Source organism: Paracoccus versutus (genome assembly GCF_000763885.1).
Taxonomy (GTDB): Bacteria; Pseudomonadota; Alphaproteobacteria; order Rhodobacterales; family Rhodobacteraceae; genus Paracoccus; species Paracoccus versutus.
This window is the reverse complement of the sequence record NZ_JRKO01000002.1, coordinates 49787-74829: the sequence shown is the minus strand read 5'-3', so window position 1 is coordinate 74829 and position 25043 is coordinate 49787. Positions and strand designations below refer to the sequence as shown.

24 protein-coding genes, 2 tRNA genes, 1 pseudogene and 1 riboswitch are annotated in these 25043 nt (G+C 69.7%); of the genes and pseudogenes, 16 read left to right on the top strand and 11 right to left on the bottom strand.

Annotated features, from left to right (window positions below):
* Positions 1–53: 53 nt before the first annotated feature.
* Positions 54–242 carry a zinc-finger domain-containing protein gene (locus tag IT40_RS01465; RefSeq protein ID WP_036749567.1) on the bottom strand — a complete coding sequence of 63 codons (189 nt, stop codon included), beginning with the start codon at positions 240–242 and terminating at the stop codon, positions 54–56.
* A 69-nt stretch (positions 243–311) separates the two neighbouring features.
* On the opposite strand from IT40_RS01465, the gene IT40_RS01460 reads away from it, so the two are divergent.
* Entirely contained in the window at positions 312–1271 is a 960-nt protein-coding gene (locus tag IT40_RS01460; RefSeq protein ID WP_036749565.1) for an ABC transporter ATP-binding protein, read from the top strand.
* On the opposite strand, the gene IT40_RS01455 is transcribed toward IT40_RS01460, so the two are convergent.
* Complete coding sequence (locus IT40_RS01455; RefSeq protein ID WP_036749563.1) at positions 1259–1633, bottom strand: HIT domain-containing protein; 375 nt, start codon at positions 1631–1633, stop codon at positions 1259–1261. The two genes, IT40_RS01460 and IT40_RS01455, sit on opposite strands and share 13 nt — an antisense overlap.
* Positions 1634–1643: 10 nt before the next feature.
* Entirely contained in the window at positions 1644–3221 is a 1578-nt protein-coding gene (locus tag IT40_RS01450) for a DUF5928 domain-containing protein (RefSeq protein WP_036749561.1), read from the bottom strand.
* A gap of 157 nt (positions 3222–3378) precedes the next feature.
* Here IT40_RS01450 and IT40_RS01445 point away from each other — a divergent pair, with 157 nt between their 5' ends.
* The 4 genes from IT40_RS01445 to IT40_RS01430 all read left to right on the top strand — a co-directional run bounded on the left by IT40_RS01445 (position 3379) and on the right by IT40_RS01430 (position 6796).
* Entirely contained in the window at positions 3379–4197 is an 819-nt protein-coding gene (locus tag IT40_RS01445; protein WP_036749558.1) for a sulfotransferase family protein, read from the top strand.
* A 291-nt stretch (positions 4198–4488) separates the two neighbouring features.
* Complete coding sequence (gene rpmF / locus IT40_RS01440) at positions 4489–4695, top strand: 50S ribosomal protein L32 (RefSeq protein ID WP_010392407.1); 207 nt, start codon at positions 4489–4491, stop codon at positions 4693–4695.
* 17 nt (positions 4696–4712) lie between these two features.
* Entirely contained in the window at positions 4713–5825 is a 1113-nt protein-coding gene (plsX, locus tag IT40_RS01435; protein ID WP_036749555.1) for a phosphate acyltransferase PlsX, read from the top strand.
* Entirely contained in the window at positions 5825–6796 is a 972-nt protein-coding gene (locus tag IT40_RS01430; RefSeq protein WP_036749551.1) for a beta-ketoacyl-ACP synthase III, read from the top strand. The genes plsX and IT40_RS01430 overlap by 1 nt, the downstream gene beginning before the upstream one ends.
* Before the next feature lie 4 nt (positions 6797–6800).
* Here IT40_RS01430 and IT40_RS01425 read toward each other — a convergent pair whose 3' ends face one another.
* On the bottom strand, positions 6801–7076 hold the full coding sequence (locus IT40_RS01425; RefSeq protein WP_036749548.1) for a DksA/TraR family C4-type zinc finger protein: 276 nt from the start codon (positions 7074–7076) through the stop codon (positions 6801–6803).
* A 212-nt stretch (positions 7077–7288) separates the two neighbouring features.
* Here IT40_RS01425 and ihfA point away from each other — a divergent pair, with 212 nt between their 5' ends.
* From ihfA to IT40_RS01405, 4 genes are all read left to right on the top strand, one after another.
* A complete protein-coding gene (ihfA, locus tag IT40_RS01420) occupies positions 7289–7597 on the top strand; it encodes an integration host factor subunit alpha (RefSeq protein WP_011748157.1) in 309 nt (102 codons plus the stop codon).
* Positions 7597–8181: a MerR family transcriptional regulator gene (locus IT40_RS01415; protein ID WP_036749546.1), complete on the top strand. Its 585-nt coding sequence runs from the start codon at positions 7597–7599 to the stop codon at positions 8179–8181. Before ihfA ends, IT40_RS01415 begins: the two co-directional genes overlap by 1 nt.
* 124 nt (positions 8182–8305) lie before the next feature.
* Positions 8306–8383: transfer RNA gene (locus IT40_RS01410), tRNA-Pro, on the top strand.
* Between the two features lie 60 nt (positions 8384–8443).
* Entirely contained in the window at positions 8444–9511 is a 1068-nt protein-coding gene (locus IT40_RS01405) for a 2'-deoxycytidine 5'-triphosphate deaminase (RefSeq protein ID WP_036749543.1), read from the top strand.
* An 81-nt stretch (positions 9512–9592) separates the two neighbouring features.
* On the opposite strand, the gene IT40_RS01400 is transcribed toward IT40_RS01405, so the two are convergent.
* The 6 genes from IT40_RS01400 to argS form a co-directional block, all read right to left on the bottom strand.
* Complete coding sequence (locus tag IT40_RS01400; RefSeq protein ID WP_036749540.1) at positions 9593–9784, bottom strand: hypothetical protein; 192 nt, start codon at positions 9782–9784, stop codon at positions 9593–9595.
* Positions 9785–9802: 18 nt separating this feature from the next.
* Positions 9803–10465, bottom strand: a complete 663-nt coding sequence (gene scpB, locus IT40_RS01395; protein ID WP_036749537.1) for an SMC-Scp complex subunit ScpB — start codon at positions 10463–10465, stop codon at positions 9803–9805.
* On the bottom strand, positions 10462–11295 hold the full coding sequence (locus IT40_RS01390; RefSeq protein ID WP_208021267.1) for a segregation and condensation protein A: 834 nt from the start codon (positions 11293–11295) through the stop codon (positions 10462–10464). Before IT40_RS01390 ends, scpB begins: the two co-directional genes overlap by 4 nt.
* Positions 11296–11355: 60 nt before the next feature.
* Positions 11356–12342: a beta-N-acetylhexosaminidase gene (gene nagZ, locus IT40_RS01385; RefSeq protein ID WP_036749534.1), complete on the bottom strand. Its 987-nt coding sequence runs from the start codon at positions 12340–12342 to the stop codon at positions 11356–11358.
* Between the two features lie 9 nt (positions 12343–12351).
* Complete coding sequence (locus IT40_RS01380; protein WP_052095669.1) at positions 12352–13518, bottom strand: SPOR domain-containing protein; 1167 nt, start codon at positions 13516–13518, stop codon at positions 12352–12354.
* A 68-nt stretch (positions 13519–13586) separates the two neighbouring features.
* Positions 13587–15332, bottom strand: coding sequence for an arginine--tRNA ligase (argS, locus tag IT40_RS01375; RefSeq protein ID WP_036749746.1), 1746 nt, complete (start codon positions 15330–15332; stop codon positions 13587–13589).
* Between the two features lie 257 nt (positions 15333–15589).
* Between argS and IT40_RS01370 the strand changes: the two are divergent.
* The 3 genes and pseudogenes from IT40_RS01370 to metK form a co-directional block, all read left to right on the top strand.
* Positions 15590–17143, top strand: a pseudogene (locus tag IT40_RS01370) (DEAD/DEAH box helicase); the annotation flags it as partial.
* Between the two features lie 642 nt (positions 17144–17785).
* A complete protein-coding gene (lnt, locus tag IT40_RS01365) occupies positions 17786–19327 on the top strand; it encodes an apolipoprotein N-acyltransferase (protein ID WP_036749530.1) in 1542 nt (513 codons plus the stop codon).
* 31 nt (positions 19328–19358) lie between these two features.
* Positions 19359–19407: riboswitch (SAM-SAH riboswitch) on the top strand.
* Positions 19408–19412: 5 nt separating this feature from the next.
* Complete coding sequence (gene metK, locus IT40_RS01360) at positions 19413–20579, top strand: methionine adenosyltransferase (protein WP_036749526.1); 1167 nt, start codon at positions 19413–19415, stop codon at positions 20577–20579.
* A gap of 162 nt (positions 20580–20741) precedes the next feature.
* Here metK and IT40_RS01355 read toward each other — a convergent pair whose 3' ends face one another.
* Entirely contained in the window at positions 20742–21368 is a 627-nt protein-coding gene (locus IT40_RS01355) for a J domain-containing protein (protein ID WP_036749523.1), read from the bottom strand.
* A gap of 69 nt (positions 21369–21437) precedes the next feature.
* Between IT40_RS01355 and IT40_RS01350 the strand changes: the two genes are divergently transcribed.
* From IT40_RS01350 to IT40_RS01335, 4 genes are all read left to right on the top strand, one after another.
* The gene (locus tag IT40_RS01350; protein ID WP_036749743.1) at positions 21438–21689 is read left to right on the top strand and encodes a BolA family protein; all 252 of its coding nucleotides are present in this window, start codon (positions 21438–21440) and stop codon (positions 21687–21689) included.
* Between the two features lie 81 nt (positions 21690–21770).
* Complete coding sequence (glpX, locus tag IT40_RS01345) at positions 21771–22736, top strand: class II fructose-bisphosphatase (RefSeq protein WP_036749520.1); 966 nt, start codon at positions 21771–21773, stop codon at positions 22734–22736.
* A 51-nt stretch (positions 22737–22787) separates the two neighbouring features.
* Entirely contained in the window at positions 22788–24536 is a 1749-nt protein-coding gene (gene recJ, locus IT40_RS01340) for a single-stranded-DNA-specific exonuclease RecJ (RefSeq protein ID WP_036749517.1), read from the top strand.
* A gap of 122 nt (positions 24537–24658) precedes the next feature.
* Positions 24659–24733: transfer RNA gene (locus IT40_RS01335), tRNA-Glu, on the top strand.
* The last annotated feature ends 310 nt before the right edge of the window (positions 24734–25043 follow it).

The window sequence follows — 25043 nt, the reverse complement described above, 5'->3', positions numbered from 1 at the left end:
GGGGCCACCTGGGAAAGCCGCCGCGGCGGGCAGGCCCAGGCAGCAGCCGCGCTTCAGTGGTCGTCGTGCGCGTGTTCGCGGTCGATGACGAAGCGCTTGTCGCAATAGCCGCATTCGACCCAGCCGGTATCGCGCGGAATGGCCAGCCAGACGCGCGGATGACCGAGGCCCCGCTTCTCGTCGCCGTCGCAGGCGACCTTCCAGGAGGTGACGGTCTGGATCTCGGGGGCCGGAATGGTCATGGCGGTTCCTTGAGCTCTGACGACAAACGGGGTTAAACCGGCGGCGATCATAATGAACGCGAAGAGCCGATGCCAGCCCCCCAGCAAAGCCCGAACGCCATCGAAATCAGCGGCCTGACCAAGACCTATGCCGCCGCCGGCCAAGCCCCGGCGAAACAGGCGGTCAAGGGGCTGGACCTCGCGATCCCCGCCGGCTCGATCTTCGGCCTGCTCGGGCCCAACGGCGCCGGCAAGTCGACCACGATCAACATCCTGGCCGGGCTGGTGCGCAAGTCCGCCGGCAAGGTGATGATCTGGGGCTTCGACCAGGACGTGAACCCGCGCCAGTCCCGCGCCGCCATCGGCGTCATGCCGCAGGAACTCAACATCGACCCCTTCCTGACCCCCCGCGCCAGCCTCGAGGTGCAGGCCGGCCTCTACGGCGTCCCCAAGCGCGAGCGCTGGACCGACGAACTGCTGGAACTCGTCGGGCTGACCGAACAGGCGGAAAGCTATTCGCGCCATCTCTCGGGCGGCATGAAGCGGCGGCTGCTCCTGGCCAAGGCGCTGGTGCATCGGCCGCAGATCCTGGTCCTCGACGAACCCACCGCCGGCGTCGACATCCAGCTGCGCGAGATGCTGTGGCGCAACGTGCGCCGGCTGAACGACCAGGGCATGACCATCATCCTGACCACGCATTACCTGGAAGAGGCCGAGGAGATGTGCGACCGCATCGCCATCATCGACCATGGCGAGCTGATCCTGTGCGAGGATACCGCCGCCCTGCTCGGCCGCGCCGATTCCAAGACGCTGGTCGTCGATACCGGCGAGGCCCGCGCCCTGCCCGCCCTGCCCGAGGGCGTGCGGGCCGAACGGCGCGGGGACGGCCGGCTCGCGCTCAGCTATGCGCCCTCGCGCATCCCGACGGACGGGCTGATCGACGCGCTGCGCGCCGCGGGCCTGCCGATCCGCGACCTCGCGGTCGAGGCGCCGGACCTCGAGGACGTCTTCGTCCAGCTGACCTCGCGCCCGGCGCCTCAGCCCGGCTGAACCATGCGGCCCATCGGCCGGCCGCCCAGGATGTGCATGTGGAAATGCGGCACCTCCTGCACGCCATGCTCGCCGGCATTGGTGATGGCGCGGAAGCCCTGCCCGCCATCCAGCGCCACGCCCAGCTCGCGCGCCACCCTGGCCAGGGCGCGGTGGAAATCCACGATCTCGGCATCCGAGGCATTGGCGGCGAAATCGTCGTAGCTGACATAGGCCCCCTTGGGGATCGCCAGCACATGCACCGGCGCCTGCGGCCGGATGTCGCGGAAGACCAGCGTATGCTCGGTCTCCAGCACGGTGTCGTTGGGGATCTCGCCGCGCAGGATGCGGGCGAAGATATTGCTGTCGTCATAGGCGGGCATGGCTCTCTCCTCAGTCGCTGAACAGGTGGTCGGTCCGGGCAAGCGCCAGCGCGGTCTCGGCCGGCAGATCCAGGAAACGCGCCAGTTGCGCGGTATTCTCGGCGACCGGCCGCCAGGGCGCGATGGAATGGAAGCCGGGGAAATCCATGTCGCGCAGCCGCTCGGCCTCGTGTTCCAGGTCGGCGCGCACCATGGGCAGCAGCCGTTCGATCACCTCGGGGGCGGTCTCGCTCCCGGCCAGCCCCACGCGGGCGATATGGCCGCGCAGGTAATCGTCGTCGAATTCGGAATCCACCAGCAGGACGCGGGTATCGGCCTTGTCCGAGGTCAGATCCTGGATCAGATACAGCGCCGAGGGGTCCAGGCACAAGACCAGCCGGTTCGATTCGAAATGCTGGAACAGCAGCCGGATCAGCGCGCGCCGGTGCCGGTCGCGCTTCTCGACCGTGGTCTCGACCCCGCCCAGGTCGGGCAGATGCGCCTCGGGCTCGTTGAACAGGTAATCCACCGCCGGAATCGGCGTATGCGCCCGGATCGCCGCGGTCAGCCGCTTGGCGACATGCCATTTCTTGGCCACCACCAGCAGCAGCGTGTTGTCGCGGCCTAGGCTGCCCTCGGCCTCCCAGAACCGCTGGCCGAAGCGCCGCCCGACCCGGCCCCGCCCGGTCAGGAAGCGAAACAGCCCCGTCGCCTCGTTCGAGATCGGGAAATGCACGCCGCTGGCCGCCCAAAGCGCGCCCAGCCGCTCGCGCAGGCGGATCGCCTCGGGGCTGATCTTGCGGGCGAACAGGTAGTTCTGCCCCATCAGCAGATCGTAATGGTCGTTGTAGAAAGTCACCGGCATGCCGTAGTCGGTGAAGATCAGATAGGTCAGCGTGCGGGTGCGGATCTCGCGCCGCGGCACGACATGGGGCACGACGGTCTGGAAGAAGGTCTCGTCCGGGATCCAGGTGGTCGAGAAGAAGCGCATCACGTCCGGCCGGCTGGCGCAGAAATCCAGCACCTTCTCGACGGTCAGGCGGCGCAGGCACCACCATTGCGACCCGATCATGACCTGGATGTCGGCCGGCACCCGGCGCCGCAGGCCGAATCGCTTCTGCAAATCGTAGCTGGCATAGAACAGCCATTTCTGCGTGCGCTCGTTGAACCAGTGCCGGTAGACCAGCCGCTCTTCCTTGAAGCCGGTCTTGATCCAGTCCGATTCGAAGAAATCGAAGCTCTCGATATAGTCGCAATCCTCGCCGTCCAGCAGGCCATGGGCATATTCGGCCGACTTGATCGGCATGCAATCGCCCGAGAGCATGTAGAAATGCGTGGCCCGCGGAAAGGCGGCGACGGCGGCGCGCACCGCCTCCAGCGTGGCGCCGACCAGCGACCATTCCCCCCAGCCGCATTTCCAGCGCCGCTGCGCAAAGACCACCGAGGCGTTGTCGGCCAGCGCCGCCCGGATCAGCTCGTAGTCGCGCGGATTGGCCCGGCCGTCGAAATGGATCGCCACGTAATCGCCCGAGGCGGTCAGCCGGCGAGCCTGCGCCACCACGCCCTCGGGATCCTTGTGGCACAGCAGAATAAAGGCAATACGCGCCATCTCGTTACCCATCTTGTCCGCTTCACGCGGGCAATGCTCACACTGGTTGAAACTCTGCCGGTGATTTGCATTGTGTCCTTACCGATTTTGGCCGAAGGGGCAACCCGCCGGCACATCCGCCGCGGCCGGTGCAGTCTTTGTAAAGGGAATGAGAGTTATGGGTTTTCCAGGAACGTGGATGACGGAAAGCGAAAGCATGGTCTATCGCGTCGTCCCGAAATGCGCCTGCTCCTCGATCGGGCAGATCATGTTCTATTCCGACCACGGCCGCTATTTCGACGGCGACATCCACGACGCCACCAGCGGGTTGCACAAGTGGAACCAGCCCGAAAGCCAGCCGCTGATCGAGGCGAACGTGGCGGCGCACAAGGCGCTGACCTTCACCTGCGTGCGCAACCCCTATGCGCGCATCCTGTCCTCGTTCTTCGACAAGATCGCGGGCATCCAGCGCAACGGCAAGCGCTACCGCGGCAACCTGGTGCCGGAACTGATGCAACGCTACGGCGTCGACGTCGGCAGCCCCGAGAACGGCTTCGAATTCGACCAGGTCGCCAGCTTCCGCCGCTTCCTGCTGTTTGCGCGCGACACCATCCGCTGGCGCCGGCCGATGGAGCCGGACATCCACTGGTCGGCCGTCTCGGGCCATGTCGCCACCTTCATCGTCAACGGCGGGCGCTACGACCAGATCCTCTTCACCGAGAAATTCGACGAGGGCATGCAGAAGGTGCTGGACGCCGCGCCGACCCCGGTGCGGCTGAAGGTGAAGGACGTGCCCAAGTTCAACGAATCCGAAGGCCACGGCCCCAAGCGCGCCCACAAGGTCAGCGCCTATTTCGACGACCTGTCGCGCCACCTGGTCTGGGAAATCTACAAGAAGGACTTCCAGCTCTTCAAATACGACTTCGACGACCCGGACAACAAGCTGCCCAGAAACGAGATCGACCTCGAGGAAGTCCACGCCAAGCTCGGCCGCTGAACCCGGCCCGCCCCACTGGCGCCCGGCTTCTTCCTGCTTAAATATCCCCGCCGGAGGCAGCGGCGCGCATGCGCCGCTTCCCTTGCAGTTTTCCCTTGCGCAATACGAAAATCCCGCTATTTTGCCGCCTTCATTCGACCGGCGGGGGAATCCCGGACCGCGGCCCCCGCTTTGCGAGCAGTTTTCGCGACTTGCGGCCAACGCTCCAGTGGCCTATGCCCGCCCCAGACAAGAACACCAAATCCGGGGCCGCCCAGGCTGGTTGCCCCCCGAACCCCTTGAGGTTGAGACATGGCCGTCCCTCAGAACCGAGTTACCCGCTCCCGCCGCAACATGCGCCGTTCGCATGATGCGCTCGTCGCCGGCAACCCGAACGAATGCCCCAACTGCGGCGAGCTGAAGCGCCCGCATCACGTCTGCCCCTCCTGCGGCCATTATGCCGACCGCGAGGTCGTGGCGCAGGCCAATGAGGTCGACCTGGACGAAGACGCGGCCTGAGCGGACCGACCGCGGATATGGCTTCGGCAGATTCCAGCACTCTGCCTCGCGTCCCTGGCGACGGGGGCGGCGTGGTGATCTCCGTTGACGCGATGGGCGGCGACCGCGGCCCGGCGACGGTGGTCGCCGGCATGGCCGAAAGCGCCAGCAAGAACCCCGACATCCGCTTCATCGTCCACGGCCCGCGGGCCGAGCTGGAACGGCTGATCGCCCGCCGCGGCGATCTGGCCCGGCGTTGCGACATCCGCGACGCGGCCGGCGTCGTCACCATGGGCGACAAGCCCAGCCAGGTGCTGCGCAAGGGCGAGGGCACCTCGATGTGGTCCGCCCTCGAATCGGTGCGCCGGGGCGAGGCGACGGCCGCCGTCTCCTGCGGCAATACCGGCGCGCTGATGGCGCTTTCGATGCTGCGGCTGCGCAAGCTGCCCGGCGTGAACCGCCCCGCCATCGCCTGCCTCTGGCCCTCGCGCAACCCGCAGGGCTTCAACGTCATGCTCGACGTCGGCGCCGACATCCGCGCCGATGCGCAGGACTTGCTGACCTATGCGCTGATGGGCGCCTCCTATGCCCGCAACGGCTTCGGGCTCGAGCGGCCGCGCGTCGGCCTGCTGAACGTCGGGACCGAGGACCACAAGGGCCGGCCCGAGCTGAAACAGGCGCATGAGCTGATCCCCACCACGGCGCAGGCGGCGAATTTCGACTATGTCGGCTTCGTCGAGGGCGGCGACCTGCCCTCGGCCCGCGTCGACGTGATCGTGACCGACGGCTTCACCGGCAATGTCGCGCTGAAGACCGGCGAGGGCACGGCGAAGCTGGTGGGCGAGCTGCTCAAGGAAGCCTTCGGCAAGTCCGTGCTGTCGAAATTCGCGGCGCTGCTGGCCATGGGCTCGCTCCGGCGGCTGCAAAAGCGCATCGACCCGCGCCGCGTCAACGGCGGCGTCTTCCTGGGCCTGAACGGGACGGTGGTGAAATCGCACGGCTCGGCCGATGCCACCGGCGTCTCGGCGGCGATCAAGCTGGCCTTCCGGCTGGCGCAATCCGGCTTTCAGGACCGGCTGGCGGCGCGCGTGGCGCAATCCGTCGCGGCGGCCGGCCAAATCAACGGCAGCAAGGAAAGCGAGGCGTCCTGATGCGGCGTGCGATCGTCCGGGGAACCGGCCATTACCTGCCCGAGCGCGTGGTCGAGAACAGCTGGTTCGAGGACAAGCTGGACACCAGCGACGAATGGATCCGCGCCCGCACCGGCATCGAGCGGCGCCATTTCGCCGCCGAGGACCAGCGCACCAGCGACCTGGGCATCCTGGCCGCGCAGGCGGCGCTGGCCGATGCCGGGCTCGACGCCGGACAGATCGACGCGGTGATCGTGGCCACCTCGACCCCCGACCTGACCTTTCCCTCGGTCGCGACCATGGTGCAGGCCGGGCTGGGCATGCGCCGGGGCTTCGCCTATGACCTGCAGGCGGTCTGCGCCGGCTTCGTCTATGCGCTGGCCAATGCCGATGCGATGATCCGCGCCGGGCTTGCCGATCGCGTGCTGCTGATCGGGGCCGAAACCTTCAGCCGGATCATGGACTGGACCGACCGCGGCACTTGCGTGCTGTTCGGCGACGGCGCCGGCGCCGTGGTGCTGGAGGCGGCCGAGGGCCAGGGCACCTCCGCCGACCGCGGCATCCTCGCGACCGACCTGAACAGCGACGGGCAATATCGCGACCTGCTCTATGTCGACGGCGGCGTGGCCAGCACCGGCACCGCCGGGCATCTGCGCATGCAGGGCAACCTGGTCTTCCGCCACGCGGTCGAAAAGCTGGCCGACACCGCCCATCGCGCGCTCGACCGCGCCGGGCTGACGCCCGAGCAGGTGGACTGGCTGGTGCCGCACCAGGCCAACCTGCGCATCATCGAGGCCACGGCCAAGCGCATGCGCCTGCCGATGGAAAAAGTGGTGCTGACGGTGGCCGACCATGGCAATACCTCGGCCGCCTCGATCCCGCTGGCGCTGTCGGTGGCCAATGCCGAGGGCCGCTTCAAGCCCGGCGACGTGCTAGTGGCCGAGGCCATCGGCGGCGGCCTCGCCTGGGGCTCGGTCGTGCTGCGCTGGTAAGCCGCTATTTCAGCTGCGAATCCTTCGATCCGCGCCGGTTGATGCCCGCCGCCGGCCGCCAGGCCTTGTCGCGGCCGGATTGACAGTCCACGCACAGCCGGACGCCCGGAATCGCCTGCCGCCGCGCCTCGGGGATCGGCTCGTCGCATTCCTCGCAGATGAAGGCGCTTTCCTGCGCCACGCGCTGCGCATTGCGCAGCCGCATCCGCTCGATCGCCTCCTGCGTGGAAACCTCGATCTGCTCGTTCACCGCATCGTCGCGCGCCCAGCCGCCGGCCATGTCAGCTCCGTCCCGCTTGCCCTTTCCCTTCCAAGATAGGCGCGGATTGCCGCCATTCCAAGCAGCCCGCAGGCGGCCATGCGCGGGGTCTTGCGGGTAAGGCGCGAATAATGCGGAACAAAATCGGCCGATGAGGGAACGGAATCGGGCCGGGGTTGTTGACTCGGCGCCGTAAAGAAATCATCCTTCGCACCATTCAAGAGGTTTCCGAGATGAGCGACTCTACCCTGACCCGCATGGACCTGGCCGAGGCCGTGTTCCGTGAGGTGGGTCTGTCCCGCCACGAATCGGCCCAGCTTGTCGAAAGCGTGCTTGGCCATATCTCCGATGCGCTGGTGCGCGGCGAGCAGGTCAAGATCTCGTCCTTCGGCACGTTTTCGGTCCGCGACAAGAACGAACGCATCGGCCGCAACCCCAAGACCGGGGAAGAGGTGCCGATCACGCCGCGCCGGGTGCTGTCCTTCCGGCCGTCGCATCTGATGAAGGATCGGGTGGCGGCGGGGAACAGGCGCAAGGGCTGATGAGCAAGTCCCCCGACGCCTTCAGATCCATCGGCGAGGTCTCGCGCCTCGTGGGCGTCGCGCCGCATGTGCTGCGCTACTGGGAATCGCAATTCACGCAGCTTGCGCCGGTGAAACGCGCCGACGGCCGCCGCTATTACCGGCCCGAGGACGTGCGGCTGGCCGCCGGCCTCTGCCAGGTCATGCGCGAGGAAGGGCTCAGCATCCGCGGCGCCAAGCGGCTGATCGCCGCCGACCGCGGCGCCGCCCTGCGCGAGATCGGCGCCGCCCGCCTGGGCGAGACCCTGGGCGAGGCCGGCGCGGCGGACCACCCCGGCCCCGCCGTGCGCCTGGCCCTGCCCGAGCGGGAGGCCGCGCCGACGGCGGCAAAGGCCGCACCCCGGCCGGCCCGGCCGAACCCTCCGGCCCGGCAGGCCGAATCGCTGCCGCTCTTCGCCGCGCTCGATCCGGGCCGGGAGCCCGCAGCCGGCTGGCTCGGCCGGCTGGTGGCCACCGCCCTGGCGCTGCGCCAGCACGAATTGCAGGGCAAGCCCCTGCCCGCGCAGGCGAAAACCCTGCGCGACGCGCTGGCCGGCGCGCGCTGACGGGCATGGGCGCCCGCTTTCCGGCCCGCGCCGGCGGACTATCCACAGCAATCGAGATTCTTGCCGAAATTTCCGCCCCAGGCCCCTTGTGCTGGCGGCCCGCTTCGCTCTATATGCCCCTCGTCGGGCCGTGGCGCAGCCTGGTTAGCGCGTCCGTCTGGGGGGCGGAAGGCCGCGAGTTCGAATCTCGCCGGCCCGACCATTCCGAAAACGCCCATCCCCGTCCGGGGGTGGGCGTTTCCTTTTGCCGAAAGGGTTTCGCGTGAACGGTGTGCTTCCCGATACGTCCCTGCGCCAGCTGATCGCAAGCGGTGCGATCTCAGCCGACCAGCCGATCCTGCCCGAACAGGTCCAGCCCGCCAGCCTCGACCTGCGCCTGGGCGCGACGGCATGGCGGCTGCGCGCCTCGTTCCTGGCCGGACGCGGGCGCCGGGTCGGCGACCGGCTCAAGGATTTCGAGATGCATCGCATGGACCTTGCCGGCGGCGCCGTGCTGGAAAAGGGCTGCGTCTACCTGGTGCCGCTGATGGAGCGGCTGTCCCTGCCCCAGGGCCTCGACGCGGTCGCCAATGCCAAAAGCTCGACCGGACGGCTCGACCTGCTGACGCGGCTCGTCACCGACGAGGGCACCGAATTCGATCGCCTGCCCCAGGGCTACGACGGCCCGATCTATGCCGAGATCTGCCCGCGCAGCTTCTCGGTCCTGGTGCGGCCCGGCATGCGGCTGAACCAGCTGCGGCTGCGCCAGGGCCAGGCGGTGCTGTCGGATGCCGAGCTGCGCAAGCTGCACGCGCAGGAGCCGCTGGTGACGGGCGAGGCGCTGATCGACGATGGCCTGGGCTTCTCGGTCGACCTGCGCCCCGAGGCGGGCGACCTGGTCGGCTACCGCGCCCGGCCGCATAGCGGGGTCATCGACCTCGACCGCATCGGCGCCTACCGGGCCCGCGACTTCTGGGACGAGCTGCGCAGCACCGACGGCCAGCTGATCCTCGACCCCGGCGCCTTCTATATCCTGGTCAGCCGCGAGGCGGTGGCGATCCCACCCGACTACGCCGCCGAAATGGCACCCTACCTGGCGATGGTGGGCGAGTTCCGCGTGCATTACGCCGGCTTCTTCGATCCGGGCTTCGGCCATGGCGCCGCCGGCCGGGGCGCGCGCGGCGTGCTCGAGGTGCGCTGCCATGAGGCCCCCTTCGCGCTGGAACACGGCCAGGTCGTCGGCCGCCTGGTCTACGAGCGCATGGCGGCGCGCCCCGAACGGCTCTACGGCAGCGGCATCGCCTCGAACTACCAGGGCCAGGGCCTCAAGCTCGCCAAGCAATTCGCCTGAACAGCCGCTCGCCCTGCATTCTTCCGTGTCCCAATATCCCGGGGGAGTCGCGCGCCAGCGCGACGGGGGCAGAGCCCCCTATCACATCCGCCGGGTGATGCGCGCCGCCTGACAGGCGCGCTTGACCACCTCGCGCATGGCCTTTTCGCGGCCTCGCTGCTGAGGGGTCCGACGCTCGCCCGGCTTGGGCGCATTCATCCGCCGGATGCCCCAGTTCAGCAGCCGGTTCGCGACCTTACGCGTTAGATCGGAAATTAAACGATTCAAATTCATGGCATTACAGCCAATTCTTCATTCATCTTCGAACAGATCCTCGGCCATGGCCCCGGCGTCCTCGCCGTCCGCCTCGCCGAACAGGCCGGGCGCCAGCCCCTCGCCCGGCGGGCGCGATTCCAGCAGGCCCGCCGCGCGCAGCTCGGCCAATCCCGGCAGGTCGCGGGCGCTCTCCAGGCCGAAATGATCCAGGAAGGCCTCGGTCACGACGAACGTCACCGGCCGGCCGGGGGTCTGGCGGCGGCGGCCGATGCGGACCCAGTCCAGCTCGATCAGCTGGTCCAGCGTGCCGCGGCTGACAGCGACGCCGCGAATCTCCTCGATCTCGGCGCGGGTGACGGGCTGGTGATAGGCGATGATCGCCAGGGTCTCGGTCGCGGCGCGCGACAGGCGGCGGCTTTCGACCACGCTTTCCTGCATCAGGAAGCCCAGGTCGGCGGCGGTGCGAAAGGCCCAGGCATCGCCCACCCGCGCCAGCTGCACCCCCCGCCCCTCGTAGCGGGCGCGCAAGGCGCGCAGCGCCTCGGCCGGGTCGCAGCCGGCCGGCAGGCGGGCGGCGATCTCGCGCTGGCTCATCGGCTCGGCCGAGGCGAACAGGATCGCCTCGACCATGCGCTCCTGCTCGGGCAGGGGCGGCGGCGGAAAGTGCTGCGGGTCGGGGGCGGTGTCGTCCTGGCTCATTCTGGGCGCCTGCGGATGGTGATCGGGGCGAAGGTGCCGGCCTGGCTGATTTCGACCGCGCCCTGCCGGGCCAGTTCCAGCGTCGCGGCAAAGGTCGCCGCGGTGGCCGAGCGGCGGCGCTGCGGGTCGGCCTCCCAGCCCTCGGGCAGGAAGGCGGAAAGCGCGGTCCAGTCGCCGGCATAGCCGATCAGACCGCGCACCCGGTCCAGCGCCTGCTCCATGGTCAGCACGTCGCGGCGGTCGAAGGCATAGGGCCGGAACTCGTCGCGGGTGCGCAGCCTGGCATAGGCGCGCATCAGGTCGATCAGCCCGGCCTGCCAGGCGACCTGGCGCTGGCGGGCGACGGTTTCGGGCGCTCCGCGGGCGAAACGGTCCTGCCCCAGCCGGTCGCGCGCCATCAGCCGCGCCGCCGCCTCGCGCATGGCGTTCAGCCGTTCCAGCTGGAAGGCCAGATGCGCCGCCATCTCCTCTGCCGACGGGCCCTCGGCCTCGGGATCGGGTGGCAGAAGCAGGCGGGATTTCAGATAGGCCAGCCAGGCGGCCATGACCAGGTAATCGGCGGCCAGCTCGATGCGCAGCGCGCGGGCCTCGTCGACGAAGGCCAGATACTGGTCGGCAAGCTCCAGCACCGAAACCTGCATCAGGTCGACCTTCTGCGTGCGCGACAGCGTGAGCAGCAGGTCCAGCGGCCCCTCGAAACCCGAGACATCGACGACCAGCACCTCCTCGGCGCGGCGCTCGGCCACGGCCTGCGGCCCAAGCCCCAGCAGATGCGGCGCCGGGTCCGGCGCGGGGTCGGGCACGGGGGTCAGGTAGGGCACCTTGGTCATGTCGCGTCCAGGCTAGGGAACCTGCGCAGAATCCGCGATAGACCGGGGCTAGTCAACCGATCAGGCCGCCAGCCCGCCAAGCGCCGCCAGTTCCGCCCGCAACGAAGCAATATCCTGCTGCACCGGCGCGCGGCGCAGCGCCAGCGCCGCCTCGGCCCGCGCGACGGCGCGGGGCGCCATGGCGCCGGCGGCGGCGACGATCTCTTCCATCTGCGCCGGGGTCTCGTTGCAGGACAGCACCAGGTCGCAGCCGGCGGCGATGGTGGCGGCGGCGCGCTCGGCCGGGCTGCCGGACAGCGCCTGCATGCCGATGTCGTCGGACATGAGCAGCCCGTCGAAGCCGATCTCGCGCCGGATCAGGTCGATCACGGCGGCCGAGGCGGTGGCGGGCGCATCGTCGATGGCGGCAAAGCGGATATGCGCGGTCATCGCCATGGGCAGGTCGGCGAGCGCGCGGAACGGGGCGAAATCGGTGGCGCGCAGCTCGTCCAGCGAAGCCTCGACCACCGGCAGGTCCTTGTGGCTGTCCACCCGCGCCCGGCCATGGCCGGGCATGTGCTTGACGACCGGCAGCACCCCGGCGGCCAGCATGGCCTGCGCCGCGGCCCGGCCCAGGCGGATCACCGTTTCGGCATCCGAGCCGAGGCAGCGGTTCTTCAGGAAGGGATGGGTCTCGTCGCGGGCCATGTCCAGGACCGGGGCGCAATCGGCGTCGATGCCGACGGCGCGCAATTCCTGCGCCAGCAGGTGATGGTGCAGCCAGACGGCGCGCTCGCCCCGGCCCGCCTGGTCCAGGGGCGCCGGCCAGTCGGTCCAATGCGGCGCGCGCATGCGCTGGACCCGCCCGCCCTCCTGGTCCACCAGCACCGGGGCGTCGCGGCCCAACGCCTCGCGCAGCTCGGCCGTCAGCCGGCGCAGGCGGTCCGGCGTATCGACGTTGCGCGCAAACAGGATGAAGCCCCAGGGATCGGCGGCGCGAAAGAAGTCGCGCTCGGCCCGGCTCAGCTCCGGGCCGGCGATGCCGCCGAGGATGGTGGCGCCGGCCATCTCAGCGGCTCATTTCGCCATGGCGGGGATGCAGTCCACGCCCTCGGCGATCAGCGCCGCGCAGAAGCGCCGCGCCTCGTCGCGCGATTCGAAGCCGGCGGCGCGCAGGCGCCAGAAGCTGCGGCCATTGGCCTTGTGTTCCTGGACCACCATGCCCTTGCCGGCGAAAAGCGCGCCGAACTTGCCCGAGACGCGGTTCCATTCGCCCCGTGCCAGCGCATCGCTGTCGAAGGCGCCGATCTGCACCAGCGGCGCGCCCGAGGCGACCTGCGCAGGTGCCGGTGCCGGGGTTTTGGGCGCGGCGGCGGGGCGGCTTTCGGCCGCGGCACGCGCGGGCGCGGCATCGCTGGCGACCGCCGGGGCGGCGGCGGCCACGCGGCGCGGACGGGGTGCGGGACGCGGCGATTGCGCGATGGCGCCCGGCACCGGCTGGGCCCCGGCCTCGGCCAGCGCGGTGGTGATGGCCATGTCGCGCGTCTCGTTGCCGGCCAGGTCGGTCACGGCCTCGTTCACCGGCGCATCGGCGGCGGGCGCGTCCGAGATCACCGCGCTGGCGACGCTTTCCGCGGCCGCATCGGGCTGGGCCAGGGTCTCGCCGTCGGGGCGGGCGATGACGCGGGCGGTTTCGTCGATCAGCGGCGCCTCGATCGGATGCGAGGGCTCTTGCGCCGTCGCGCCCAGCTCGCCCATGGGCACGTCCTGGCTGTCAAGCGGCGTCGCGGCGGGCGCGATGGCCACGCGGTCCACCGCCGCGGTTTCGGCGCCGGCAGCGACCGTGTTCACCGCCAGGCCGGTGCGCTGGGTCAGCTCGCCGCCCGGATTGTCGGGCGCGGTGCGGGCCTCGCCCTCGATGGCGCGGATCACCGGCACGCCCGAGACGTCGCGCACCACCAGCTTGTAGCCCCAGACCGCCAGGATCACGATCAGCCCGACCGAGACCAGCGCCCCCAGGTAATGCGTCAGTCGCGTGATCCGCCCCAGGAGCGAAGGCGATTCGGCCAGCGATTCGGCATGGGCGTAGGGGTGCTGTTCGTCCCAGCCGCCGTCCTGCCAGTCCTGGTCCTGCCAATCCTCGGCATAGCCCTGCTGCCCGTCGGCATGGGGATAGCCCTGCGACAGCCTGTGGGGCTGCGACCCGTCAAACCCGCCCGAAGAGCGGAAATCTACTACCGTCATTCCTGCCTGCCTGCCGGTTGTTCCGACGCTGCTCGTTTATCTGCTCGTCCCCGGCAGGGCGCCGTTATTCAGCGCATTTCTTTGGCCGGAGTCACCCCCAAGATACCAAGACCGGCCGAAATGACAACGCCAACGGACCGTGCCAGCGCGATTTTCGCCGCCATGGCCACCGGATCGCCCTCTTGCAGGAAGCGCAGGGCGGGTTCGTCATTGCCGCGGTTCCACAGCGAATGCAGCTCGGATGCGATGTCGTAAAGGAAAAACGCGATCCGGTGCGGCTCATGCGCGCGGGCGGCGATTTCGACCGTGCGTGGCCATTCTGCAACTTTGCGGGCCAGTTCCAGCTCGGCCGGATGCGACAATTGCGCCAGATCCGCCTGCGCCAGCGCCGCGTCCGAGGTATCGACGCCCATCGCCGCCGCCTTGGTCAGGACCGAGTTCACCCGCGCGCTGGCATATTGCACATACCAGACCGGGTTGTCCTTGGACTGCTCCAGCACCTTGTCGAAGTCGAAGTCCAGCGCCGCGTCGTTCTTGCGCGTCAGCATGTGGAAGCGGGTCACGTCCGCGCCCGCCTGCTCGACCACGTCGCGCAGGGTGACGAAGGTGCCGGCGCGCTTGGACATCTTGAAGGGCTCGCCGTTCTTGAACAGCTTGACCAGCTGGATCAGCTTGACGTCCAGCGGCACGCGGCCGTTCGACAGCGCCTTGACCGCCGCGGTCATGCGCTTGACATAGCCGCCATGGTCGGCGCCGAACACGTCGATCAGCGCGTCGAAGCCGCGCTCGATCTTGTCCCAGTGATAGGCGATGTCGGGCGCGAAATAGGTCCAGGAGCCGTCGGATTTCTTGACCGGCCGGTCCACGTCGTCGCCATGCGCGGTCGAGCGGAACAGCGTCTGCTCGCGCGGCTCCCAATCCTCGGGGGTCTTGCCCTTGGGCGGCTCCAGCACGCCTTCATAGATCAGCCCGGCCTGGCGCAGCCGCTCGATCGCGGCCTCGATCCGGCCGGTGCCGTAAAGCGCCTTCTCGCTGGAAAACACGTCCATGTGGACGTTGAGCAGCGCCAGATCCTCGCGGATCATGTCCATCATCGCCTGGGTGGCGAAATCGCGCACCTCGGCCAGCCATTCCGATTCCGGCCGCTCCAGCAGGCTGGTGCCGTATTTCGCCTTCAGCGCCTCGCCCACCGGGATCAGGTAGTCGCCGGGATAAAGCCCCTCGCGGATCTCGGGCTCCAGCCCGTTGGCCTCGCGATAGCGTTCATAGGCGGAACGCGCCAGCACATCGACCTGGGCGCCGCCGTCGTTGATATAGTATTCGCGCGTGACCGCATGCCCCGAGAAATCCAGAAGCGCCGCCAGAGCGTCGCCAAAGACCGCGCCGCGGGTGTGGCCGACATGCATCGGTCCGGTCGGGTTGGCGCTGACGAATTCCACGTTGATCCGCTGGCCCTTGCCCATGTCCGAGCGGCCGTAATCCCCGCCCTCGGCCAGCGCGGCGCGCACGACGCCCTGCCATTCGCCCGGCGCCAGGCGCAGGTTCAGGAAGCCCGGCCCCGCCACCTCGGCCGAGGCGATGCGCGGATCGGCGGCCAGGCGGGCGGCCAGCGCCTCGGCGATGTCGCGCGGCTTCAGGCCGGCGGGCTTGGCCAGCACCATGGCGGCATTGGTGGCCATGTCGCCATGCGCGGCGTCCCGCGGCGGCTCGACCGTCACATTGGCGGTGTCGAGGCCCGCGGGCAGCGCGCCCGCCTGTTCCATCTGCGCCAGCGCATCAAGGACCAGCGCGCGGATATCCGAGAAAAGGTTCATGGCTTCCATCCGTAAGATCGTCCGGGGATAGCGCCTGCCCAAGGGGGCCGTCAACCGGCCCGCCGAACGGCAGTCGCGCATCAGATTGACGAAGAGCGGGTTTTCCGCTAGGCCCGCCCTGTCTGCATCCGGCAGGCAAGGCGAGGGGCGTGCGGAAATTGCGTCCCGACCCGCCGCGAAAATCCGGTTTCCCGGATGGCGGCGATGGACGCATGAACGGCGCGGGCTGGTTCCGCGCATTGATACGAAAGCCCTGAATGACCAAGTTTTCCGATCTGAAGCTGGACCCCAAGGTTCTGAAAGCCATCTCCGAGGCGGGGTATGAAACGCCCACGCCGATCCAGGCCGGGGCGATTCCCCCGGCGCTGGAAGGGCGCGACGTGCTGGGCATCGCCCAGACCGGCACCGGCAAGACCGCCAGCTTCACCCTGCCGATGATCACCCTGCTGGGCCGCGGCCGGGCGCGGGCGCGGATGCCGCGGTCGCTGGTGCTGTGCCCGACGCGCGAACTGGCCGCCCAGGTGGCCGAGAACTTCGACATCTACGCCAAGCACACCCGGCTGACCAAGGCGCTGCTGATCGGCGGCGTCAGCTTCGGGGAACAGGACAAGCTGATCGACCGCGGCGTCGACGTGCTGATCGCGACGCCCGGCCGGCTGCTGGATCATTTCGAGCGCGGCAAGCTCTTGCTGACCGGCGTGCAGATCATGGTGGTGGACGAGGCCGACCGCATGCTCGACATGGGCTTCATCCCCGACATCGAGCGCATCTTCCAGCTGACGCCCTTCACCCGGCAGACGCTGTTCTTCAGCGCCACCATGGCGCCCGAGATCGAGCGCATCACCGACACCTTCCTGCATGCGCCCGAGCGCATCGAGGTCGCCCGCCAGGCCACCACCAGCGAGACGATCACCCAGAAGCTGATCGAGATCACTCCCACCCGCCGCGACCAGACCGCCAAGCAGAAGCGCGAATTGCTGCGCGCGCTGATCCGCGCCGAGGGCGAGGGGCTCAAGAACGCCATCATCTTCTGCAACCGCAAGACCGAGGTGGACATCGTCGCCAAGTCGCTCAAGGCGCATGGCTTCGACGCCGCGCCGATCCACGGCGACCTGGACCAGCGCCACCGCATGGCGACGCTGGACGGGTTCCGCGAAGGGACGCTGCGCTTCCTGATCGCCTCGGACGTGGCGGCGCGCGGGCTCGACATCCCGGCGGTCAGCCATGTGTTCAACTTCGACCTGCCCAGCCATGCCGAGGACTATGTCCACCGCATCGGCCGCACCGGCCGCGCCGGGCGGCTGGGCACCGCGATTTCCATCGCGACCCCCGCGGACGAGAAATACCTGGGCGCCATCGAATCGCTGGTCAAGCAGACCCTGCCCCGCGCGCCGGTGCCCGAGGGCTTTGCCCTTTCCACCGCCGCCCAGGGCGCGCCGCGCCCGGCGCGCGAATCCGGCCGCAAGGAACGCGGGCGCGACCGCGACCGCCGGGGCCGGCGCGACGACAGCGAACAGCGCGCCCAGGCGCCCGTCCAGGCCCACGAGCCCCGCGCCGAGGCCAAGCCCGTCGAACAGGCCGAGCGCCGGCACGACCGCGCCCCCCGCGAGGAACGCCGGGACGAGCGCCGGGACGAACGTCGCGAACGCCATGGCGAGCGTCACGACCGGCGCGAGGATCGCCGCACCGACCGCCATCCGGTCATGGGCATGGGCGAGCATATGCCCGAATTCCTGACCCGCAGCTTCCGCCCCGGCTTCCGCGACCCGATCGAGGAATCCCCGGTCGAAAAGGCCACGGCCGAGCCCCTGCGTGACGAGGTGGCACCCGAGCCGGCCGAAGGCGCCGCCGAGCGCCAGCCTGCCGAACAGCCGTCCGCCGAACGCAGGCCCGGCAAACGCCGCCGGGGGGAATCCGCCCGGACCAAGGCGGCCGCGCAGCCTGCCGAGACCGCCGCCGCCGAGCCGACCGCCGAGCCGACCGTCGTGCCCGCACCCACGCCCGCCGAGGCCCCGACTCCGGCCCCGGCCGAAGCCCTGGCCGAGCCGGCGATCCAGCCCGCGGAACCGGCAGCGGAATCGGCCCCCGAACCGGAAACGGCCCCCGAACCCGTGCCCGTGGAAGCCGCCGCCGAGCCGGTAGCCGAGCCCGAGGCCAAGGAAAAGCCCGTCCGCAAGCGCAAGCCGCGCACCCCCAAGGCCAAGGCCGAGCCCGCCGCCGCGGAGGCTCCGGCAGAGGCGGATCAGCCCGCGCCCGAACAGCCGGACGCCGCGGCCGAGGCCGAGCCCGCCGCCAAGCCCGCCCGCAAGGCGGCGAAAAAGCCGGCCAAGCCTCGCGCGCCGCGCAAGACCAAGGCCAAGGCGGCCGAGGCCGAAGCGGCCGCCCCCGACGCACCCGGCGCCGATGCCGCGCCGAGCCCGGACGACACCACCGCCGGGGCCTGAGCCGGTTCCATGGCGGCCCTTTCGGCCTTCACGCCATCCTCGCGACGCGGGCGCCCGTCCTGGGCGATGCTCGCCCTTGGCGTGGGGCTGGGGGCCATGGCCGCGCTGGGTCAGGCGCCCTGGGATCTCTGGCCGCTGACGCTGCTGGCGCTGGCCCTGCTATGCCGGCAGGTCGCGCGGGCGGAAACGCCCCGCGCTGCCGCCTGGCACGCCTTTGCCGCCGGGCTGGGCCATTTCGCGCTGGCGATGGCCTGGATCGTCGAGCCCTTCCTGGTCGAGCCCGAGACCTACGGCTGGATGGCCCCCTTTGCGCTGGTGCTGACCGCGGCGGGCGGGGCGTTGTTCTGGACCGTGCCCGCCTGGCTCGCCGTGCGCCTCGCGCCGGGCTTTCCCCGCCAGGGGCTGGGCTTCGCCGCGCTGATGGTGCTGTCGGACTGGATGCGAGGCTGGATCTTTACCGGCCTGCCCTGGGCGCTGGCTGGCCATGTCTGGATCGACACCCCCGCCGGGCAGGTCGCGGCCACCCTGGGCGCGATCGGGCTGTCCGGCCTGACCATGCTGGCCGCCGCCCTACCCCTGTGCTTTCGCCGCCCCGGCCGGTTCCCGGCCCTGCCCGGCACGGTGCTGGCCGCTCTGGTCGTCGCCACCGCCTGGAGCGCGGGGCTGGCGCGCCTGGCCCAGCCCCTGCCGCCCGATACCGGCCTGCGCCTGCGCCTGATCCAGCCGGACGCCACCCAGGCGCTGAAATGGGATCCCTGGTGGTCCGAGGTGTTCTTCCGCCGCCTGCTCGACCTTTCGGCCATCCGCGATCCCGACCTGCCGCCGCCGGACGCGGTGATCTGGCCCGAGACGGCGGTGAACTTCCTGCTCGAACAATCCGGCACCGCGTCGCAGGACATCGCCGCCTATGTCGGCGCCCCGGTCGTGCTGGGCATCCAGCGGGTCGAGGGCAGCCGCTACTTCAACAGCCTGACCGAGTTCTCGGCCGAAGGAATCGGTCCCGTCTACGACAAGTTCCACCTGGTTCCCTTTGGCGAATACACGCCCTGGGGCGACATGATGGCACAGTTCGGCATCCGCGCCTTTGCCGCCCAGCACGGTTTCGGCTATTCCGCCGGTCCCGGCCCGCAGGTCATGCGCCTGCCCGGCCTGCCGCCGATGCAGCCGCTGATCTGCTACGAGGCCGTGTTCTCGCACCACCTGATCGCGGGGGAAAACCGGCCGGGCTGGCTTCTGCAAGTCACCAACGACGCCTGGTTCGGCCAGCTTTCCGGCCCGTGGCAGCACCTGGCCCAGGCCCGGCTGCGCGCCATCGAATCAGGCCTGCCGCTGATGCGGGCGGCGAATACCGGCGTCTCGGCGGTGATCGACGCGCGGGGGGCCTTGCGCGCCACGCTGGGCCTGAACCGCGCCGGCCGCATCGACACCGCCCTGCCCGCGGCGCTGCCGCCCACGCCCTGGTCGCAGCTCGGCGACTGGCCGGCCGTGGCGATGGCGCTGGCGGCCTTTCTGCTGGCCGCCCTGGGGCCGCGGCGCAAGTTGCGCAGTTGACGGCGGCGGGCGCGTCCACTAACGCTTCGCCTGACCGTCACAACGGCTTCCTGGCGTGGCGGCGTCATTTCAACGGAGCATCTTCATGGCCAGACAGAACTATGTGTTCACCTCGGAATCCGTCTCCGAGGGCCACCCCGACAAATTGTGCGACCAGATCTCGGACGCCGTGCTGGACGCGCTGCTGGCCGAGGATCCGGCCGCCCGCGTCGCCTGCGAAACCTTCGCGACGACCGGCACCGTGGTGATCGGGGGCGAGATCGGCCTGACCGACCAGAAGAAGCTGGGCGAATACATGGGCCGCATCAGCGAGATCGCCCGCGAGACGATCCGCGACATCGGCTATGAGCAGGAAAAGTTCCACTGGAACACCTGCCACGTCCACAACTACCTGCACGAGCAATCCGCCCATATCAGCCAGGGCGTGGACCGCGACGGCGCCGGCGACCAGGGCATCATGTTCGGCTACGCCGTGGACGAGACGCCGGAACTGATGCCCGCGCCGATCCAATATGCGCATGCGATCCTGCGCCGCCTGGCCGAGGCGCGCAAATCCGGCGCCGAGCCGACGCTGGGCCCGGATGCGAAGTCCCAGCTGAGCCTGCGCTACGAGAACGGCAAGCCGGTCGAGATCACCAGCCTGGTGCTGTCGCACCAGCACAAGGACGAAAGCCAGGGCTCGGACGACATCCGCGCCATCGTCGAGCCCTATATCCGCGAGGTGCTGCCCGCGGAATGGCTGACCGAGAATACGGAATGGTGGGTGAACCCGACGGGCACCTTCGTCATCGGCGGGCCGGACGGCGACGCCGGCCTGACCGGGCGCAAGATCATCGTCGACACCTATGGCGGCGCAGCGCCGCATGGCGGCGGCGCCTTCTCGGGCAAGGATCCGACCAAGGTGGACCGCTCGGCCGCCTATGCCGCGCGCTACCTGGCCAAGAACGTGGTCGCCGCGGGCCTGGCAAAACGCTGCGTGATCCAGCTGTCCTATGCCATCGGCGTGGCCAAGCCGCTGTCGATCTATGCCGACACCTTCGGCACCAGCGAGATCCCCGAGACCGAGATCGAGCGCGCCGTCTCGCGCGCCATGGACCTGACGCCGCGCGGAATCCGCGAGCATCTGGCGCTTTGCCGCCCGATCTATCGCCGCACCGCCGCCTATGGCCATTTCGGCCGCGCGCCCGATGCCGATGGCGGCTTCTCCTGGGAACGGACCGACCTTGTCGAGGCGATCAAGCGCGAACTGTAAGGCCGCAGGGGGCTTTGCCCCCGCGCGTTCCGCGCTCCCCCAGGATATTTGGACACGAAAGAAGCCAGGGCGCCTACTTCCCTTTCTTTCGTGGAAAAATATCCTGCGGGGGAAGCCCGTCGGGCTTGCCCGGCGGGCGTGGGGGCGCAAAGCCCCCATCCTTCAATCCTTGAAGCTGCGGCTGTCCTTGATCTGGTCCCAGGCCCAGACCACCTCCTGGAGGCGGTCCTCGTCCGAGCGGTCGCCGCCGTTCATGTCGGGATGCAGATCCTTGACCAGGGACTTGTATTGCTTGCGGATCTCGGCGCGGGTCCAGGTCTCCTTGGCCTCGAGGATCTCCAGCGCCCGGCGCTCGGTCGGCGGGAGCTTCCGCGCGGTGCGGGTGCGCATCTCGGGGTTGGTGCCGTTCGCGCCCAGGATCTCCAGCGGGTCGTCGATGCCGTGGCGCGCCCATTTCTGTTCCTGCGCGGCGCGGCCGAAGGGCTTGGTCGGGCGCTCCCAGACCGTGGCATTGTCCAGGAACTCCTGGAACTCGGCCTCGGACTGGCCCTGGAAATAGTTCCAGTTCAGGTTGTATTCGCGCACATGTTCCTTGCAGAACCAATAGTATTCGTCCAGCGCGCGGGGCGATTTCGGCGCGCGGTACTGGCCAGGCTGGTCGCAGCCCTCCTTGTCGCATCGCCGCGTCGAGGTTTCGAAGGCGCCGGACATGCCGCGCCGGCCCTTGGCCCGGCGTTTCTTGTCCGAGGCCGCGGAAATGTCGAATCCGAACGGGTCGCTGTTGCTCATCTGCCTGCCTTGTCCTGAACGGGACAGGCAGTTTAGGCTATTTCGCGGGACATGAAAGGGGGCAAGCGCATGATTGCCGACGAGATGCGGAAAAGACTGGCCGAGCTTCAGCCGTCGCGGCTGGAAATCATCGACGAAAGCGAGAGCCATCGCGGCCATGGCGGCTGGCGCGAGGGCGGCGAGACGCATTTCCGCATCCGTATGGCCAGCGCCCGCTTTGCCGGGCTGGGCCATGTGGCGCGCCACCGGCTGGTGCATGCCAGCTTGGGCGACATCGTGCCGCGCATCCATGCGCTGGCGCTGGAACTGGCGGAAAACTGACCCGTTAGCGCGCGCAGGCTTGCCGGGCCGGGGCACCGGGCGTAGAAGCCCGGAAAGCCAGAAAGCACAAGGAATTTCCGCATGACCTCGCCCAAGGATTTCAACGATCGCATGTTGTCGCTCGGCCTTGCCCGCGTGAGCGAGGCGGCCGCCCATGCCTCGGCGCGGCTGATCGGCCGCGGCGACGAGAAGGCGGCCGACCAGGCCGCCGTCAACGCGATGCGCGACCAGCTGAACATGCTCGACATCAAGGGCGTCGTCGTCATCGGCGAGGGCGAGCGGGACGAGGCGCCGATGCTGTTCATCGGCGAGGAGGTCGGCACCGGCCAGGGCCCCGCGGTCGACATCGCGCTGGACCCGCTGGAGGGCACGACGCTGACCGCCAAGGACATGCCGAACGCGCTGACCGTGATCGCCATGGCGCCGCGCGGCACGCTGCTGCACGCGCCCGATGTCTACATGGAAAAGCTGGCCATCGGCCCCGGCTATCCCAAGGACGTGGTCAGCCTGGACATGACCCCGTCCGAGCGGGTGCGCGCCCTGGCCAAGGCCGGCGGCGTCAAGGACAGCGACATCACCGTCTGCATCCTGGAGCGGCCGCGGCACGAGGATCTGGTGGCCGAGGTCCGCTCGACCGGCGCGGCGATCCGGCTGATCACCGATGGCGACGTGGCCGGCGTCATCCATTGCGCCGAGGCCGAACTGACCGGCATCGACATGTACATGGGTTCGGGCGGCGCGCCCGAGGGGGTGCTGGCCGCCTCGGCGCTGAAATGCATGGGCGGGCAGATGTGGGGCAAGCTGCTGTTTCGCAACGACGACGAGCGCGGCCGCGCCGCCAAGGCCGGCATCACCGACCTGGACCGCATCTATTCGCGCGACGAGATGGTGACGGCGGACGTGATCTTTGCCGCGACCGGGGTGACGAACGGCTCGATCGTGGCCGGCGTCAAGCGCGAGCCGCATTACCTGCAGACCGAAACCATCCTGATGCGCTCCAAGACCGGCTCGGTCCGGCGCATGATCTATCGCAACCCGATCCGGTAAACGCTGCCGGACGGGCTTGAACAGCAGGCGGTCATGGGGGATGAAGCCCGCATGACCGCCTTTCTTTCCGTTACCTCCTCGCTGACCGGCCGCCTCTGGCGCGGTCCCGACGCCATGCTGGAACGCGCCGCCGAGGCGCTGGCCCAGGACAGCCGCCTGCCCCTGCCCGTCAGCCGGGTTCTGGCCGCGCGCGGCGTGCCCCCGCATGAGGCGCCGCTTTACCTCGATCCCAAGCTGCGCGACCTGCTGCCCGACCCCCTGAGCCTGCGCGACATGGACAAGGCCGCCGAGCGGCTGGTCGCCGCCCTTCTGGCCGGCCAGCGCATCGCCATCTTCGCCGATTACGACGTGGATGGCGGCGCCTCGGCGGCGCTGCTGCTGGACTGGCTGCGCCGGCAGGGGCGCGATGCCACGCTCTACATCCCCGACCGAATCGACGAGGGCTATGGGCCCAACGCCCCCGCCATCGCGGGGCTGTCGCAGGATCACGACCTGATCGTCTGCGTCGATTGCGGCACGCTCAGCCACGAGGCACTTGCGGCCTCGACCTGCGACGTGATCGTGCTGGACCACCACCAGGGCGGCGAGACCCTGCCGCAGGTCGCGGCCGTGGTGAACCCGAATCGCGCCGACGAGGATGGCAGCCTTGGCCATCTCTGCGCCGCCGGCGTGGTGTTCCTGACCCTGGTGCGCTGCAACAGCCTGCTGCGCCGGGGCGGTCATCCGCAGCCCGACCTGATCCCGCTGCTGGACCTGGTGGCGCTGGCGACGGTGGCCGACGTGGCGCCGCTGGTGGGGGTGAACCGCGCCTTCGTGCGGCAGGGGCTGCTGGTCATGGCCCGGCGCGAGCGTCCCGGCCTGGTGGCGCTGTCCGACGTGGCGCGGCTCGATTCGGCACCGAACGCCTTTCACCTGGGCTTCCTGCTGGGACCGCGGATCAATGCCGGCGGCCGCGTCGGCCGTGCCGACCTGGGGGCGCTGTGCCTGTCCTGCACCGACGGCCGCCAGGCCGAGCGGCTGGCGGCCGAGCTGGACGCGCTGAATCGCGACCGCCGCGCCATCGAGGCCGCCGTGCGCGACGAGGCCCTGGCCCAGGTCGAGGCGCGCGCCCGGGCCGGCGACAGCCTGGTCGCCTGGGCGGCGGGCGACGGTTGGCATCCCGGCGTCGTCGGCATCGTCGCCGCGCGGGTGAAAGAGGCGACCGGCCTGCCCGCGGTGGTGATCGGGGTCGAGCGCGGCATCGGCAAGGGCTCGGCCCGCTCGGTGCCCGGCGTGGACCTGGGCCGCGCCATCCAGCGCCTTTCGGCCGAGGGGCTGCTCTTGAAGGGCGGCGGGCATGCGATGGCGGCCGGCCTGACCATCGAGGAGGCCAGGATCCCCGCGGCCATGGAGCGCCTGTCGCAGCTGCTTTCGCGCGAGATGGCCGAGCGTCCCGGCGCGGGCGAGCTGCGCATCTCGGGGCTTCTGGACCCCTCGGGCGCCACGGTCGAGCTGATGCAGATGCTGGAGCGCGCCGGCCCCTTCGGCCAGGCCGCGCCGGCGCCGCGCTTCGCCTTTGCCGAGCAGCTGATCGACAGCGCCGGGGCGATGGGCGACAGCCACCTGCGCCTGCGCTTCCGCAGCCCCGGCAGCCAAGCCCTGGAGGCGGTGGCCTGGGGCGCGATGAACGGCCCGCTGGGCCCCGCGCTGCTGGGCGCAAGGGGTCGCCGCTTCCACCTGGCGGGCAAGCTGGAGCTCACGCAATGGGGCGGGCGCGAGCGGGTGCGGCTGCGCCTGGACGACGCCGCGCCGGTGGGTTGAGCCCCCGCCACCGGCCGGGAAAAAACTTTGGCGCAAGGTGATTTTTCCGCTTGCAGCCCCGCGGCAGAGAACCTAAATACCGCCCCACGCCGCAGGGCAAGACCCGGCGGATACGAAAAAGTGGCCCGTTCGTCTATCGGTTAGGACGTCAGGTTTTCAACCTGAAAAGAGGGGTTCGACTCCCCTACGGGCTGCCACTTCATCCCCTATTTTCGATGGCTTGAAAGCTGCGATTGCCCTGCAATTCGCGGACCATGAAGGCAACCGCTCATGCCGCCGTCTCGGGCGCCATCGGCCAGCCGCGCGCGCCCTGCCGCCTTGGGGCAGATGGCGTCTTTTGCGCGGGGAACGCGATGATTTCGTATTCCGTCGCCCCAGCATGGACCAAGCGGGTCGCCCGCCTTGCGCAAATCGTAAAGCCGTCGCCGGGTTTAATCATCCTGCCGGACGAATGTCGCCACCCCGACAGATGAAGCCGCGCCGGGAAGCGGCCAGGCGATCACCTGT

What these genes read in the sequence shown, in the direction of transcription:
- IT40_RS01465 (WP_036749567.1), bottom strand. Translation starts at nt 242, where the DNA reads ATGACCATTCCGGCCCCCGAGATCCAGACCGTCACCTCCTGGAAGGTC.
- IT40_RS01460 (WP_036749565.1), top strand. Translation starts at nt 312, where the DNA reads ATGCCAGCCCCCCAGCAAAGCCCGAACGCCATCGAAATCAGCGGCCTG.
- IT40_RS01455 (WP_036749563.1), bottom strand. Translation starts at nt 1,633, where the DNA reads ATGCCCGCCTATGACGACAGCAATATCTTCGCCCGCATCCTGCGCGGC.
- IT40_RS01450 (WP_036749561.1), bottom strand. Translation starts at nt 3,221, where the DNA reads ATGGCGCGTATTGCCTTTATTCTGCTGTGCCACAAGGATCCCGAGGGC.
- IT40_RS01445 (WP_036749558.1), top strand. Translation starts at nt 3,379, where the DNA reads ATGGGTTTTCCAGGAACGTGGATGACGGAAAGCGAAAGCATGGTCTAT.
- rpmF (WP_010392407.1), top strand. Translation starts at nt 4,489, where the DNA reads ATGGCCGTCCCTCAGAACCGAGTTACCCGCTCCCGCCGCAACATGCGC.
- plsX (WP_036749555.1), top strand. Translation starts at nt 4,713, where the DNA reads ATGGCTTCGGCAGATTCCAGCACTCTGCCTCGCGTCCCTGGCGACGGG.
- IT40_RS01430 (WP_036749551.1), top strand. Translation starts at nt 5,825, where the DNA reads ATGCGGCGTGCGATCGTCCGGGGAACCGGCCATTACCTGCCCGAGCGC.
- IT40_RS01425 (WP_036749548.1), bottom strand. Translation starts at nt 7,076, where the DNA reads ATGGCCGGCGGCTGGGCGCGCGACGATGCGGTGAACGAGCAGATCGAG.
- ihfA (WP_011748157.1), top strand. Translation starts at nt 7,289, where the DNA reads ATGAGCGACTCTACCCTGACCCGCATGGACCTGGCCGAGGCCGTGTTC.
- IT40_RS01415 (WP_036749546.1), top strand. Translation starts at nt 7,597, where the DNA reads ATGAGCAAGTCCCCCGACGCCTTCAGATCCATCGGCGAGGTCTCGCGC.
- IT40_RS01400 (WP_036749540.1), bottom strand. Translation starts at nt 9,784, where the DNA reads ATGAATTTGAATCGTTTAATTTCCGATCTAACGCGTAAGGTCGCGAAC.
- scpB (WP_036749537.1), bottom strand. Translation starts at nt 10,465, where the DNA reads ATGAGCCAGGACGACACCGCCCCCGACCCGCAGCACTTTCCGCCGCCG.
- IT40_RS01390 (WP_208021267.1), bottom strand. Translation starts at nt 11,295, where the DNA reads ATGACCAAGGTGCCCTACCTGACCCCCGTGCCCGACCCCGCGCCGGAC.
- nagZ (WP_036749534.1), bottom strand. Translation starts at nt 12,342, where the DNA reads ATGGCCGGCGCCACCATCCTCGGCGGCATCGCCGGCCCGGAGCTGAGC.
- IT40_RS01380 (WP_052095669.1), bottom strand. Translation starts at nt 13,518, where the DNA reads ATGACGGTAGTAGATTTCCGCTCTTCGGGCGGGTTTGACGGGTCGCAG.
- argS (WP_036749746.1), bottom strand. Translation starts at nt 15,332, where the DNA reads ATGAACCTTTTCTCGGATATCCGCGCGCTGGTCCTTGATGCGCTGGCG.
- lnt (WP_036749530.1), top strand. Translation starts at nt 17,786, where the DNA reads ATGGCGGCCCTTTCGGCCTTCACGCCATCCTCGCGACGCGGGCGCCCG.
- metK (WP_036749526.1), top strand. Translation starts at nt 19,413, where the DNA reads ATGGCCAGACAGAACTATGTGTTCACCTCGGAATCCGTCTCCGAGGGC.
- IT40_RS01355 (WP_036749523.1), bottom strand. Translation starts at nt 21,368, where the DNA reads ATGAGCAACAGCGACCCGTTCGGATTCGACATTTCCGCGGCCTCGGAC.
- IT40_RS01350 (WP_036749743.1), top strand. Translation starts at nt 21,438, where the DNA reads ATGATTGCCGACGAGATGCGGAAAAGACTGGCCGAGCTTCAGCCGTCG.
- glpX (WP_036749520.1), top strand. Translation starts at nt 21,771, where the DNA reads ATGACCTCGCCCAAGGATTTCAACGATCGCATGTTGTCGCTCGGCCTT.
- recJ (WP_036749517.1), top strand. Translation starts at nt 22,788, where the DNA reads ATGACCGCCTTTCTTTCCGTTACCTCCTCGCTGACCGGCCGCCTCTGG.